Origin of the sequence: Robbsia andropogonis (genome assembly GCF_034047095.1) — a bacterium.
Lineage (GTDB): Bacteria > Pseudomonadota > Gammaproteobacteria > Burkholderiales > Burkholderiaceae > Robbsia > Robbsia andropogonis.
Window position 1 is genome coordinate 36,823 of the sequence record NZ_CP139167.1, and the last position, 13,852, is coordinate 50,674.

A 13,852-nucleotide genomic window follows, 5' to 3' on the forward strand; every position below is an offset into this window, starting at 1 on the left:
ATCCGGCTTCACATAATCAAAGACTTTGGAGGAACGCCAGCAGTGCCTTCGGTGCGCGATAGACAGCGGGCCTTACATCAGGCTGCTTCAGCCGAGCCAGGGTGCGCTGCTTCATCGCCAAGTCCGCTTCCACATACATGTGCGTCGTAGATGGGCTCTCATGTCCAAGCCAGAGTGCGATCTCGCAGGCGTCAGTACCGGCCTGTAGCAGGCTCATGGCGGTCGAGTGGCGCACGACGTGCGGGGACACTTTCATCGACCTCAGTTCCGGGTATCGGACTGACGCTGCCTGCACAGCAAGCTGCAGGCGCTGCGCTACATTGGCTCTCGTCATGTGCCGGCCATCACGCGTGGGCAGCAATGGCGAGTCTTCAACCAACTGTGGATTCAGATACAACCAGTCGCGCACGCCCTTTGCTACGCTCTTCCACAAGGGCAACGAGCGCTGTTTGCGGCCCTTACCACGTAGCTTGATACTGCTACACGGACCGAGTACGATGTCGCCGACACGCACGCCGATGATCTCGGAGACCCGGGCACCCGTGTTGAATAGGATGCTGAGCATCAGCCGGTCGCGCTGACCGATCCAGGTGTCCGTCGCCACATTGATCACCTCCGTCATCTGCTCGCGCGTGAGGAAACCGACCAGCTTGCGGTCATATCGCTTCATCGGAACCGCAAGTGCACTTTGGATTGCACCAAGACTCGCTGGCTCGCGCCTGGCGGCAAACTTCAAGAACGCCCGTATTGCCGCGAGCCGGACGTTTCGACTTCGTACCGAGTTGTGCCGCTGAACTTCGAGATGATCCAGGAATTCACTGAGAAACTTGGCGTTCAGATCGACGATGTCCAACTCATGAGCCGCCAGACCGAGCCTGACCTCAGTAAATCGCAAAAGGAGCACGAAGGTATCGCGGTAGGAGGCGACGGTGCGCGGACTCAGGGCTCGCTGCTGCACCATGTAGTACGTGAAGAACTCCTGCACGAGTCGCGGGAAGGATGTCGCAGTCTGACGGTTCATCGTGCACCTCCGATCGTACCCGTCTCAACGAAGGCCTCGAGCCGGTCTCCGACGGTGCTCATCAACTCTGGAATCGCAGTGAGATACCAGTACGTATGGGAGATCCTGGCGTGACCCAGGTACGTGCACATCCAGAACATCGCGTGCTCGATCGACTGGTCCGCCTCGCGCCAGCGCTGCACGCGTCGCACAACGAACGTATGACGGAGATCGTGCACGCGAGGAAGCGGGTGGTCCCCGCGTGCTACCCAGCCGAGTTGTTGCTGCAGCCGTCGAAAGACGTACTCCACGGCCGACCTTCGGAGATAGCCGCCGTCGCGCGAAGCGAAGAATGGAGAGTCTATTTCGGTGCTGTGACATCGATCACGAGCGTTGCGATATGACTGCAGCTCGCTGACCGTGCTCTCATGAAGGGGCAGGCAGCGAGACTTATGGAACTTCGCATTGCGCACAGTGATCGATCCCCCTCGGAGGTCGACGTCACCAAGGGTCAGAAGCCTCGCCTCGGAAAGCCTGAGCCCTGCCGCTGAGAGCAGCCCAAAGATCGCACGGTAGGTCTGGGGCCGCAGAGCCCAGCTGGGCGACAGCCGGCCTGCTGCGTCAAGCAAATCGACAAGCTCGGCGTCAGTGAAGATATGAGGGGTAAGCCGCCGATGACCGCATCCTAGTACTCTCAGTGTCGGAACCTCCGTGTCTGGTTCGAACTGCCTGTAGTACGCCGCGAATGGGCGCACCACCTCCAGTCGACGGGCGGCTGTCACCGAGCTGGTTCGTCTCACATGTTCTTGCGCCCATGCGAGCATCAGGGCTTCGGTAAGCGGACCGCGGTGGGCTCGCGCATCTGCGAAGCGCGCGAATCGCTGGAGCGCATATGCCTCTGCCTTCAGCGTAAAGCCCAGCCGTCGCCGTTCTTCGACGTAGCGGCGCACCGCGTCTTGCATCAATGTTGGGGCGCTCATGCTGCGCTCCCGGGCCACGGCATGGCGACGAGGATCAGGTGGCTAAAGTCCACCTTTGCGTAAATACGTGACGCATCCAACTCGCGATGGCGCAGTACATCGGCGACTTCCTTCAATGTGCTGCCGCTATTGAGCATCCTCCGAGCCAGCGTATGACGCAGAACGTGCACGACGGTGTACGGCAGGCCAGCGCGACGATATGCCTCTCGAACTGTCCGTCGAACAACGGCGGTGCTCACTGGCTTGTCCACTGGCGCGATATGTCGAACAAAGATGCGCCGACTTGTGGTGGGCGGACGCTCTAGACGTAGGTAGCTGGCGATGGCGGCGCCAGTTGCATGAGGCAACGGCAGGATATCGGACCGTTGTGTCTTACCCCCTTGGATGGAGACAGTGCCAGCTCGCCAATCTATATTGTCGAGATTCAGGGCAATCACCTCGCATCCTCGAAGGCCCAGATCGACCAAGCAACGGACGATCGCGTAGCACCGCAGCCGCGAGGGCAGATCAGACGGGAAGGCGCTGAGCAATCGCTCGATTTCGTCGGGAGCAAGAGTCTTTGGCAGTGCGGAATTGCGCCAGTGCGCCGGCTTGGCGACGACTGGCAGCAGATGGGTGACGGGATCACCGTCACTTGCGCGGAAAAGGAGATAGCTCCGGATGGTGGAAGCCGTCACTCCTGCACTGGCGGTAGAAATGCGAGAGAACTCCCTCATCAGGAACGCGCGCAGCTCCTCGGCCGTCGGAGTGATCGCTCTTGTTGGCATGCACAGCAGGCTTCGGACGATTGCGACTCGCCGCAGCCTTGTACTTGCTGCGAGGCCTTTTGCCCGCGACATGTAGTCGTCAAAGCGAGATAGCACCGCCTCGTATCTTTCGATACACGGATCCTCGTGCCCAAATCCGCTTGCTCGCACGATTTCCGTCAAGTGCCAGAGCGCGGCGCTAAGGTGATGTCGGCTTCTGGGAGCCGGGGCAGCACAGGTACAACGCGGAAGGTGACGATCGAGAAAGCAGGTGATGTGGCGATCCAAACTCGCGAGGTCGAAAGCTCGTCCCCTTGCCCATAGAGAAAAGTGCGAAAGGGAAATTAAATACGACCGGATCGTGACTGGCGCGTACTTCAGCGCCGACAATCGATCGTAGTAGATCTGTGCGAGCGGCGCGAGTTTGCCGTCACGCAATCGCGACGAAGCAGGTTCTGGAAGAGCTTCGAAGACATTCATGGCGAACTCCTTATGAGGGTTGAACCCAAAGGAGACGCCGTTTCTTATGCAATGTCCATCTGGCGCTTCGCCCCCCTTTGACGCTCTCGGGGCGGAGCGCCCGTGGTGGGGCTTCGCATAATCTTCGACTTCGCATTATTCACGCCTTACCATGTGTCGAGTCTGATGGCGAAGCTCACGATCAACGGCTCGCAGCAAGCGATCGAGGAGAACGGCTTCCTGCGCTTGCAGGAGCCGGCTTGCGGTGCGGCTGGAATGGTTATCGCGGCTGCAGAGGCCGTCCGCGATGCTGGCTATAACTACCAGAAGCAGATGCATGCGACCTGTATCGATATAGACGCGCGATGCGTTCACATGGCGTATCTGCAGCTTTCACTGCTTGGCATTCCTGCTATTGTCGTCCACGGGAATGCGTTGACTGCGCAGGTATGGAGCATTTGGCAAACGCCAATGCACGTTCTCGGCGGTTGGCGAGGCAAACTCAGCAAAGAGCTTGGTCGAGAGGGGCGCCGTTCGTTACACCGACCCGGGTCGCCCGATGATGTTGTCGACGTCACTGCTGCGGCAGGTGCGCCATGCGATGTCGAGGCCGGGAGCGACAACGGTGCTGCCCCAATTGTTACTGAACGCAAGGTCAGTGTTGAGTCTCCAAACGGGTCCGCTGCGGATATAGCAGCGCTTTTTGAGGACGTCGTGCGGGAAGTTCCCACGCCTATGATATTTGATGTCGTAGAGCAGATGACGCTGTTTTAAGCAACGTAGTATCTTTAGCCACGTTTTTTCCACGAAAGCCCACCGTAATTAGTGAGCATTCGAGGGATAGCGTCGTTCTTTTTTCGCGTATCGTTTGTTCAATTCCTCGCGTCTCTGACGCATCGACACCGGGCCATTCGGCCTTTTTTTCACCCCATTGGGACCATTTCCCAATGGGACAGGTCCCTTTACTGGAGACCTGTTATGCAAGGTAGCACTGTTAGCCTGTCCAGAATTCGTCTGGGTCAGAACCCCCGGCTGTATTTTGACGATCAGGAGATGGCTGATCTTGAGCTTTCTATCAAGGCTCAGGGTCTGCTCCAACCCATTCTCATCCGACCGGTAGACGATGCCTTCGAGCTCGTAACCGGTGGTCGTCGTTACAGGGCAATGACGAAAGTCTTTGGTCCCGATTACGAGGCCCCGGTTTTAATCCGTGAAATGGACGAGTTCGAAGCCCGCGCGGCCGCCCTGGCCGAAAATGCGCAGCGCGCCAATGTTTCGCCAGGAGAAGAGGCCCAATGGGCTTCCGAAATGCTGGGCTTGGTGAACAACGATCGCGATGAAGCCTCGCGCCGCATGGGCTGGACGCGAGCGACCTTGGATCGGCGGCTCGCTCTCATGAACTGCGATCACTCGGTGATCGTGGCGCTCGCTGGACGAAAAATCCAATTGGGCCATGCGGAGTTGTTGGCAGTCTTGCCCAAGGAGAAGCAGGTATTACTGTTGCCTGTGGTTACCAACGAAAGCAAGACGGTCGCGGAGCTCAGACGCGTCATCGAGCAAGCCGCGTGCGCGCTCGAATCAGCGATCTTCGACAAGTCCGACTGCGCATCGTGCCCACATAACTCGGCGCTTCAGACCGAAATGTTTGGTGAGTCGATCGCGACAGGAAATTGCACGAACCGCATCTGCTACACGGATAAAACCGAGCAAGCGATCAATGTCATCGCCGAAGGGCTAAGGGACGCTTACCCCGTGGTGCGTATCGTTCGTCCAGGGGAGAAGTTCACTCGTGTACAACTGGTACCAGAAGGCCCGAAAGGTGTGGGCGTGGAGCAGGCCAAGGCATGCCACGCTTGTAAGAACTATGGCGCTGCAGTAAGTGGCTTGCCCGACACCGTTGGTCGAGTGTACCGCGGTCAATGCTTTGACACCGTCTGCAATATGAAGATGGTGTCGAAGCAATTGAAAGCGGAGTCGGCATCTCGCGCGGCAGCACCGCAAGCGGCGTTAGGCAAAACATCGTCCAGCAAAACGACGTCAGTCAAAGGTGCCAAGGTGACAGCCGATTCGCCGCCCGTTACAACGGTTGCTGAGTCGGATCGTGTGAAAACGTACCGAGTCGGTGTGTGGCGCGCTGCGTTGCGCAAAGACATCGGAATGAACGTCGATCTGGCCCGCGAGTATCTTCTGGCCATTGCGCTGACCGGTAACGCCCGGAAAGTGAAAGAGGATACCTTGCGTAGCCTCTATGAGAAGGTGACCAAGCAGCAAGCCGAAACGCTTGATATTGCAAAATCGGCTGCGGCTGTCGCTTTACTGTCGGCGGACCAGCAAACCACGTTGATCATTGCGACGTGTTTTGCGGGGATTCAGGGGCTGGAGGTTGCAGAGCTCGTGAGTCTTTGCCGTCACCACAAGCTGAATCTCGGAAAGCACTGGTCATTATCGAAGGAGCTTTTGGAGATGATCACGAAATCCGAGATGCTCGCGCTGGCCGATGAGATCGGTATCGCGCAGGCCCTGGGCGACAACTGCCGGAAGACATTTGCCAAGCCGAAAACCGAGCTTATCGAGGCATTGCTAGCCGTCGAGGGTTTCGACTATTCCGGCAAAGTCCCAAAGGTCATGCAGTTTTAAACCATTTATCTATGTTGATGCTGCCCGGTTCTCGGGCAGCCGTCATCCCTATGGAGAAAGCAATGTTTCAGGAAATTAGTGATTTGGTGCGATCGAGTGGTCGGGTAAATATGACGATCACTGTAAAAGGCGAGCAGATGACCGTCGTCGTCGTGCCGGGTGCAAGCGATAGTGAAGGCGCGCTCAAGCAACCGTTGGTGCTGAGTGCGTCACCGCTTGAGCTGGACGCTGAATTTGCGTCCGTCATCACGGGCTTCAGCGCCGCCCATTGTTCCCTCGCGGAGCAAATGGAGGCGACGAAGGCCATCATCGACGCTGCCACGAAGGAGTCAGCCAATAAGGCGCAAAAGTCCTTGTCATCCTCTGCGAAGGCAAAGACGTCTGAGCCTATGCGTAGGCAGGGAGCTTCGGCGAATGGCGCATCCGATGAGCAGGACGGTGATGGAATCGAAACGGTGGTCTCCGACGAGATGGTGGAGGAGCGTCCCACGACGCCTCAAGCCGGCACCGACATGTCGTCGTTGTTATTTTGAGGGGCAGCGACATGTCGATCTCTATTAGCAAGGCCATCCGTGAGTTTTCCTATAACGGAATGACTTTTGTAGACCCAGGGCCGCAATTTAGCGCGGATGAGGTACGGGATCTATATAGCGCGCAATACCCCGAACTGACGACCGCTTCGGTCAATGGGCCGGAGGTGAAGGGAACGGTTATGCGCTACACCTTCCTTCGGGCGGCGGGCGCCAAGGGCTGATATGCGCAAAGCTGATTTGTTAAAAGCGCTTTTGAATTCGGAAGCGAATCTTAAGAACCTGGAGCCGCCCGAGAGGGCGGTTTTTTTTCATGATGAGGAACTACATAAATGTTGCTGGATCCTCGACAAGTTGGTAGCGAAATCGTGGGGGGAAATGGCGGCGAACCGAGTTGCGGAGCGCCTTCCGATACCCAATGTCGATTTGCCGATGATTTTCTGACGCTTCCAAAGATAGCGGAAGATGTGCCGGCCACTGTAGTGAAGCAGCAATCGGCACAGAAGGAGATATCGGCCATGGCTGCGATGCACTTTCGGTATGGTCCTATCCGTGCTGCGGACGTGCAAGAGGTTACATCCCCTCTAGATGCATTCGCTCAAGGATTTTTTGCGTGGATGCGTCGGTGTGCGAACACGTGGACGCGATTATGCCTCGCGCCAGTTCTGCTTGATGCAGCAGCTGTGGGCGAGGACCTTGCCTACAGCCAAATAGACTTCCATATACCAAACGACGCGGTCTTGTATATGGGTCTTAAGACGGATGGCGATTACATCCATCCGTTTAAGCCACGTGTTGTCGAGCTGGCCAAATCGCATCCTTTGTTGATGCATAGCTGCCTGCAGATCGTCGAGGCGGCAGCGGCGTCCTTAGGCATACATCTTCGAACCTCAGACGACCTGCTGCAGATGTTTTCCTACCATTACTGGGAAGGTGATCCAGGGATATCCGACGAAGACGCGGTCGAGTTCTTGACGGAGCGTTTTGGTGAGTCGGATGAGGACAGATCTCCCTTTCTTCCTTCGACGGTTCGAGCGGAATTGTTGGGTAACGGCCTTTCGTGCGCTCGCTCATGTTCCGAGACAGGACGTTTGGTGCGGGACGAACGACTGCGCCCGATCCAGTTGGCCAATCTGGCTCAGACGCTCACGGGACACGATAGGAATGTGTGCGACGCAACGCGCGAGCTTGAATTGCTCATACGACGTTCTCGGGGTGCCTGTTTTTCCTGGGACGTGCAATGCGAGCAAGTGTATAGCGCTGCAACGATCGTGACTGGAGACGACGACTTGATCAGCCAAATCCTTGACGACCATTACGAGTACTTCAATCAGGGTGGCGATGGAAGTCTTTTTCATGGATTCATGCAGCTTGCGAGGGACCCAAAAGCGATTGGCAGACAGTACCGCCGTATTGCACGCGGAATCGAGATTTTGAATAGCCTTGATCGCCTGATCGGGCTCTTGACTGAGGAGCAAAAGTGAAATGTGGAGTATTGAAAGCGATAGTGGCCGCCGTCAGGAGCTTTATCTGGCAAAGGCAATTCTGCTGTACAGCGATGATAACGGGGCGGCGTCCTATGCCACTATTCACCCTATTGAGCGTAGTGCGGCTCAGAAGCCGTACATTGGCGCGGGCGTTGCCGTAACACGGCGGGCGCTGTTGGAAGCAGTCGGAGAGCTTTCGGAACGCACGGCTGCGCGAGCCGCCTACCTGCCTGCGCAAGTGCTTGCTTACGATTCGTACTCAATCACCTGGTGGTGTCCCCCGTCAGTACGACGCGTGTTCTTCGAATGCAAGGAACTTGGGACCAGAAGTGAAGAGGTGCCTCATCCCGGCCTCGTATTTCGAGCGTCTGTTAAAGGGTTTCAGGTGTTCGCACTGAAAGGTTCGCAACGACCTGAGCCTGACACGGTGATATTTGAGCCGCCGTACTTCAATACGTGGGATGGTGGGGCTATCTGCATCGGCTCCGCACGAGTCCCCTCGTCCATTGACGTTAAGTCGATCCCTAGCTGGGAAAGCGGTTTTTTTGATTCGGCATTCACCCACCCGAATTTCGGGTCGACACGCGTGAAGCATAAGCGCGGTGAATACGCTTTTTGGAAGGAAATGTTAGACGGTAAATATGGGGCGAAATTCCCTTTGCGCTGTCTCGTCCCAATGAATATTACGCTTGCGGATGTCATCGCAGGCCGCTCAAGAGGTTGACGATATGAATATCAAGGATGTTGTTTTGCAGGAGTCTTTTCCATCTGTGATGGTGCCGCGCTTTGAGGCGGTGACGCCGATGGCTCGCCTCGGCGATCGCTTGCTTATCGCACGCAATGGCATTTTTCTGGAGCTAAGGCGGGCGTGGTTGCATCTCGTGGCGCAAATCGGAAGCATGTCGGCGCTCACATCGATCCCGTACGGGGACGTCCGAGAGAGTCATCGCTTGCTATGTGGGCCGATCGCCCCGGTGGTCGTGGATGAGTTCGTCGACTTCGCTCGAGCGCATTGCGATGTAGAGGTCGGCGCTTGGATCGTCTGGAGCCCGAGCAGCGGGCGGTTTCGCCTTGCGAAGGTCGGTGTTTTGGAGCATTCCGCTGATTTTCTGAGCTACGAGCCACCAGCGCTGTTCGACGATGAAGTGTTGGTCGTCGACTGTCATTCGCACGCCCGGGCGCCGGCGTTTTTTTCGTCAGTGGATAACGCCGACGATCGGTTCGACGTGAAGCTCGCCCTGGTAGTGGGATGTTGCGACCAGGCCCAGCCAACGATGGTACTCAGGCTTTGCGCCAAGGGCATCGTCAACGCGACGCCGGAGATCCCGGCGGCTTGGTACGGCAAATATGCGGGGGGGCGCGCTCATGTCTGACGCTATCCAACATCGCATGCCGTCTCGATGGTCCGAGAATGCGTGGAAAGTCTCAGTCATCGGCGCCGGTGGCACCGGTAGTGCAGTTTTACCGCACTTGGCTCGTTTGCACCACGCCATGGTGTCCCTCGGCCATCCCGGAGGAATCGAATGCACTGTGTTCGACGACGATTTGGTAAGTGAGTCGAATGTGGGCCGGCAGGGCTTCTATCCCGTGGACGTGGGACAGCCCAAAGCCTCGATTCTGGTGAACCGGATCAACCTGTTGATGGGAACGCAATGGAAAGCGCGAGTGACGAAGGTTGCGCGAGGCACGGCGATCCAAACAGATGGCCTGGTAATCGGTTGTGTCGATACCCGCGGGGCGCGTGCGGCCATATTGCAGGCCTTGTGTGGGGGTACTGGCTATTATATGGACTGCGGCAATGCGTCAGATAGCGGACAGGTGGTAGTCGGTCACATGCCTCGCTATCGCGATTTACGGGTGATCAAGGGGCAGCTTCCCCATGTTGGGCTTCTATTTCCTGAGATAGTCGATCCGCGTCTTGATGACAACGATGAGGTGCCATCATGCAGCATGGCCGAGGCGTTGCGAAAGCAGTCACTGGTAATCAATCATGCTGTAGCGGTGCAAGCGTTCACGATGCTTTGGTCAATGTTTCGCTATGGCGGTCTTGCGTATTGCGCCTCGTTTGTGAATACCGCGACGGGACGGAGCAACACCGTGCCGATCGATCCAGTGGCATGGGAGAGATTTGGGTATAGCCAAGGTACGAAAGCACTTAAGGGGCGGGCCCGTCGTGGCCGCGTTTGATGTCTTTCGTTGCAACAAGAGCCGCGCACTTCGTTGCGCGGTTTTTTTTGCCCGAAAGATCGGGTTTTTAAGGAAACTGACCCGGAAAAAATCGAAAGCTCGTCGATTTTCGTGAGGATTTGCGGGCTTATTGCTCCGCGATTCACCGTACACTGAGGGCTCATCTCGCGCTTTCTGCGCATCGACTTAGGCTGCACGCTCCGTGCATGCTCATTCCCGCCGCAAGCCCTTATCGGCGGTCTCCTCCCGCGTCAACTTCCGTTGACGGATTCCATGTCTGTGTCGACTCTCATGCCGCACTGGTGAGTTCGCACGTCCAACAAGTTCTTAACCATGTCGAAAAATTGCAAATTGACGATCCTTTTGCCCGGCCACGTCGTGCTTTCTGGTCCATGTGAAGTGGATCAGGATACAAATCGGGTCTATCCGGGCACCGGTCTACGTGACGCACTGCGTGACGCATGCATCAACTTGCAGGCTCCCGGCGTGCGCACCGTTGCACTCGTGAGAAACGAGGATGTTGAGGTTGCAGCGTATGCGATGCCTTCCGGGTTTGCTTTGTACCTGGATGCCGATGACCCGCAGCCAGCCAGTTGGTGGCGGCGGCTCTTCGCCTCTCATCTAATGTCCGCTGTATTCCAACGGACCTGACTTTTTACCGCGATTTCGTATCGCAGATTATATGGCCGCTCTTCGGAGTGGCCGTTTTTTTGGGGGGTACAGATAATGAAAAAAGTTCCAAAGCTGTTTTACGCGAGCCGTCGCGCCGCTGGTCGCGGTGCAGACGTGGCAATCGAGCGGTATTCGAGACGCTTTTTGCGCCAGGTCGCGCAGGATTTGCGACTACGTCAGGCCGAACACGAAATAGTGGCCGCGCCGGCGTGGCGCAGCTACGGTTCACGTGTCACGCTTCGTGCACCGGGGCTGTTGTTGGAAATAGGCCGGCAGTGTACGAACGACAATGTCGGTGTCGCATTTCGCACTCGATGCCATCCGGAGGATCTAGCCGGCGGCAGGCCGAATGTGGTTGATGTTGAAAACCTGACGACAACTGGCGGTTACCAGGGGCTGTTATCTGACCTTCGTAAGCTCGCTGGCACACGCTAAAGGGGGCAACGATGGCGAAAGAAAAGGTTCTGGTGCACGTCGAACTGCCGAACGGTGGCCATCTCGTCGACGATGCTTTTCTTGCACGAGACACTGGCGAAGTGTACGCCAGTGAGACGCTTGAGGCGCAGCTGGCGAGTCTGCATGTGGATCCCCGTTCTGCGAAGGCGACAGTTTCGATTGGCGAACAGTCGTTCCCTCTCATTCCACGTGCTCAGGCGCCAGTGCCAGGCATGTTTTGTTTGGAGGCGCAAAATCTAAAGCGGGTGCGGTGGGATGGGAAAAAGCGACGGTTGCTGTCCCTACACGCCCTAAACAAGTCGCAGAAGGACTTGGTTGCACGTGCGCTGCACACGGTTTCGCTTGCATCGGCGGCCACCGCGGTCGCATTTTCTGGCAATCTGTCGTTCCGTTTTTACGACATGCTATTGCTTGGGCGTTCGGTCGGAATGGCCGTGCTATGCTTTGTGCTAGGTATTCTGATCGTCAGAGGAGATTGACATGGACGTTTCATGGGCAGTGTTCGGCGTCGGCGTTCTTTTGAGCGGTTACGCTTATTTGATGATGCGAGTCGAACGTAAGGAAAAAGAAGAGCGAAATAGGCTGATTCGTCGTGCCTGTTCGCGGTCTTGATGTAAGTTTTATGTAATTTTTACTGGAAAGCTGCCTCGCGCAGCTTTTTTTCTTGGGGCCCGGCCATCCGCTTAGCGCGAGTGGCCGGGCCCTTTTTACTTCCCAATCCGGGGCGACCGCCCTGGAGGGACGTCGCCCCCAATTTTTAGGGTGACGTCATGTATTTTTTGATTTCTTCGGCAGGCGCGGCGCGGTTTGCCACACTCCTGGATTTTTTTGCATTCGCTGATAAACAATCGCCGGCGTGGCACGCCAATATCGAAGCCGCGACGCTGGTGGCCGCCGACTTCAGCCGCGTCGTACTGGAAGAGATGGGTGAACGTGTACGTGTTCGTTTGCCTGGCCAAGGAACTGACGTGATCCACGGCCTGCTCTGTGAGCATCGGCGCACCCACTTCCAGCGGGGCGGCCGCGGCTTGCTCGCGTACGAGGTATCTGCGCAAGCATGGGAGGCGGCGATGCATTTTTTCGTCGTTTCGCGCTCGCCGGCACGCTTTCTCAGTGGTGCGCAGCATTGTGAGGTCGGAACGAATCCTGGGGAGGTCCTGGCGAATGTAAGCCAGCAAGCACGGCTGGTGCTTGGTTTCGACGAGCGCGGACTGCCGTGTGGGTTCGGCCCTCAACCACATGATTCCCATGCCATGCACGTAGGGCACGCTTTGTTAAGCGGCGCAACTGTGCCTCCAACTGTCCTTCGTGAGTACCAAGCGCGTGCACGGATCGAATACGGACAGGAGTGGATTTCTCTCCTTGTCGCGTTTCCCGCTTTGGGTGGCCGAGTGAAGGCCCGACACGCACAAAGTTTGGCTTTGCTTTGGCGAGAAGATCTTGAGCTCACCGACCAAACTGTGCCGTGTATTGCCGCAGCATTACGTAGCTTGCCGCAAGATGCTACGTATATCGAGGTTGATGATTGCTTGTTTGCGCACGGCCTGTTGGCACCATTGACCGCGGAAGTAGAAGAGGTCCCCGTGGATATCGGCACACCAACTTCAGCGTTAGCCGAAGCGATTCATAGGCACACCTCGAATGCCATCTTCAATCATGGTCTGCGGCAAATCGAAGACGACCGCCGTGCCGGACGTATGTCGAAGCGCAGATACGACCAAGCGATGCTTAGAAACGCACTTAGTCAGACGATGCGCAGCTATTCGTATGCAAACAAGATGGCGAGTGCGATTGAAGGTGCAGAAATGGAGCTGGTACTTCCGTGCTTGGACAGTCCTGATACCCGCAACCGGGGTTGCAAGCAGGCCGTATATGAGGTGCTTGGTGTAAAAATTATTGGTCTGAAGCCGCAGGAGCGCCGCCGCATCGTGTTTTCTCTTTGCGGATTGAACGAAGCGCAACAGGCAGCGTGGGATGCTGAGTGGGCGCGTCTTAATGCAGTGGAGCAACTTGAACGCGCGAAGAAGGAGGCCCGTCGCAAAGCGGAAACCGCCCGGTATCGGACAGTAGAAGGGCGCCGCCTCACGGGTGCGGAGTATGTCGAAGAATTGCTCGCCGCAGGCTACACCTCTATCCGTAGCAGCCGTATCGGAGCGACGCAACGCTATCGCTTGGAACGACCTGGCACTGCGGTATCGCGAAACGTGAGTGCGAAAGACGGAACGCTCGAGTACGCACGCCAGTTATTGGTCGAGTCGGTCGTTTCGGCGTGACGCTGGATTTTTCTTTTGTTCTGTGCAAGTCAAATAGTCACCTTGCCCCACGTCAAATCGTACCTTTAGAGGTTGCGATTTGGCGTACCTTCATCTGCTGGGAGCAAGAATGGACACTATCGGAATTGAAGAGTTGGAACTGGCCATCAATCAGTGGCGTGTGCGTCGAGCGCAGCCTCTTGCACTATGCCGTGAGGTACGCGTCCTGGCCGATGTGTATGGCGACATGATCTATCAACGCCTGAGCACAATCGCCATCACAGCATTGAGCGCGGAGCAATTGAACGCGTTGCGTTCAGCGAAAGGGTAGTACGGTCGAAAGAGCGTACATTTTGGTGATCATTTGACTATTGCAAAGCGCCTCTTCGGATTAGAATTTATTCACCTACTGCGTCTTAGACGCATCGACCAGCCAGCCCTCTCGG

At 56.8% G+C, this 13,852-nt stretch carries 16 protein-coding genes; 13 read left to right on the forward strand and 3 right to left on the reverse strand.

Going from position 1 to position 13,852, the window contains the following annotated elements:
* Positions 1 to 16 precede the first annotated feature (16 nt).
* Genes SJQ66_RS11075 through SJQ66_RS11085 form a run of 3 tightly spaced genes read right to left on the reverse strand, consistent with a single transcriptional unit; the run spans position 17 to position 3,206 of the window.
* Positions 17 to 1,021 (reverse strand): tyrosine-type recombinase/integrase, encoded by a 1,005-nt coding sequence (locus tag SJQ66_RS11075; protein ID WP_320534191.1) that lies wholly within the window; start codon positions 1,019 to 1,021, stop codon positions 17 to 19.
* Positions 1,018 to 1,980: a tyrosine-type recombinase/integrase gene (locus SJQ66_RS11080; protein WP_320534190.1), complete on the reverse strand. Its 963-nt coding sequence runs from the start codon at positions 1,978 to 1,980 to the stop codon at positions 1,018 to 1,020. The genes SJQ66_RS11075 and SJQ66_RS11080 overlap by 4 nt, the downstream gene beginning before the upstream one ends.
* Positions 1,977 to 3,206 (reverse strand): site-specific integrase, encoded by a 1,230-nt coding sequence (locus SJQ66_RS11085; protein ID WP_320534261.1) that lies wholly within the window; start codon positions 3,204 to 3,206, stop codon positions 1,977 to 1,979. The genes SJQ66_RS11080 and SJQ66_RS11085 overlap by 4 nt, the downstream gene beginning before the upstream one ends.
* A 105-nt stretch (positions 3,207 to 3,311) precedes the next feature.
* Here SJQ66_RS11085 and SJQ66_RS11090 point away from each other — a divergent pair, with 105 nt between their 5' ends.
* The 13 genes from SJQ66_RS11090 to SJQ66_RS11150 all read left to right on the forward strand — a co-directional run bounded on the left by SJQ66_RS11090 (position 3,312) and on the right by SJQ66_RS11150 (position 13,737).
* On the forward strand, positions 3,312 to 3,959 hold the full coding sequence (locus tag SJQ66_RS11090) for an N-6 DNA methylase (RefSeq protein WP_320534262.1): 648 nt from the start codon (positions 3,312 to 3,314) through the stop codon (positions 3,957 to 3,959).
* 204 nt (positions 3,960 to 4,163) lie between these two features.
* A complete protein-coding gene (locus tag SJQ66_RS11095; protein ID WP_320534263.1) occupies positions 4,164 to 5,822 on the forward strand; it encodes a PRTRC system ParB family protein in 1,659 nt (552 codons plus the stop codon).
* Between the two features lie 62 nt (positions 5,823 to 5,884).
* Complete coding sequence (locus SJQ66_RS11100) at positions 5,885 to 6,355, forward strand: PRTRC system protein E (RefSeq protein ID WP_320534264.1); 471 nt, start codon at positions 5,885 to 5,887, stop codon at positions 6,353 to 6,355.
* Between the two features lie 11 nt (positions 6,356 to 6,366).
* The gene (locus SJQ66_RS11105; protein WP_320534265.1) at positions 6,367 to 6,576 is read left to right on the forward strand and encodes a PRTRC system protein C; all 210 of its coding nucleotides are present in this window, start codon (positions 6,367 to 6,369) and stop codon (positions 6,574 to 6,576) included.
* A gap of 108 nt (positions 6,577 to 6,684) precedes the next feature.
* On the forward strand, positions 6,685 to 7,836 hold the full coding sequence (locus SJQ66_RS11110; protein ID WP_320534266.1) for a PRTRC system protein F: 1,152 nt from the start codon (positions 6,685 to 6,687) through the stop codon (positions 7,834 to 7,836).
* A 1-nt stretch (position 7,837) separates the two neighbouring features.
* Positions 7,838 to 8,563, forward strand: a complete 726-nt coding sequence (locus tag SJQ66_RS11115; RefSeq protein ID WP_320534267.1) for a PRTRC system protein B — start codon at positions 7,838 to 7,840, stop codon at positions 8,561 to 8,563.
* Positions 8,564 to 8,567: 4 nt separating this feature from the next.
* Positions 8,568 to 9,212, forward strand: a complete 645-nt coding sequence (locus SJQ66_RS11120; RefSeq protein ID WP_320534268.1) for a PRTRC system protein A — start codon at positions 8,568 to 8,570, stop codon at positions 9,210 to 9,212.
* Positions 9,205 to 10,026 carry a PRTRC system ThiF family protein gene (locus SJQ66_RS11125; RefSeq protein ID WP_320534269.1) on the forward strand — a complete coding sequence of 274 codons (822 nt, stop codon included), beginning with the start codon at positions 9,205 to 9,207 and terminating at the stop codon, positions 10,024 to 10,026. Before SJQ66_RS11120 ends, SJQ66_RS11125 begins: the two co-directional genes overlap by 8 nt.
* A gap of 351 nt (positions 10,027 to 10,377) precedes the next feature.
* Positions 10,378 to 10,677 (forward strand): hypothetical protein, encoded by a 300-nt coding sequence (locus SJQ66_RS11130; RefSeq protein ID WP_320534270.1) that lies wholly within the window; start codon positions 10,378 to 10,380, stop codon positions 10,675 to 10,677.
* Positions 10,678 to 10,752: 75 nt separating this feature from the next.
* Positions 10,753 to 11,133, forward strand: coding sequence for a hypothetical protein (locus SJQ66_RS11135; RefSeq protein ID WP_320534271.1), 381 nt, complete (start codon positions 10,753 to 10,755; stop codon positions 11,131 to 11,133).
* Positions 11,134 to 11,144: 11 nt separating this feature from the next.
* Positions 11,145 to 11,633 (forward strand): hypothetical protein, encoded by a 489-nt coding sequence (locus SJQ66_RS11140; RefSeq protein ID WP_320534272.1) that lies wholly within the window; start codon positions 11,145 to 11,147, stop codon positions 11,631 to 11,633.
* 291 nt (positions 11,634 to 11,924) lie between these two features.
* A complete protein-coding gene (locus tag SJQ66_RS11145) occupies positions 11,925 to 13,427 on the forward strand; it encodes a hypothetical protein (RefSeq protein ID WP_320534273.1) in 1,503 nt (500 codons plus the stop codon).
* 109 nt (positions 13,428 to 13,536) lie between these two features.
* A complete protein-coding gene (locus SJQ66_RS11150) occupies positions 13,537 to 13,737 on the forward strand; it encodes a DUF3717 domain-containing protein (RefSeq protein WP_320534274.1) in 201 nt (66 codons plus the stop codon).
* Positions 13,738 to 13,852 lie beyond the last annotated feature (115 nt).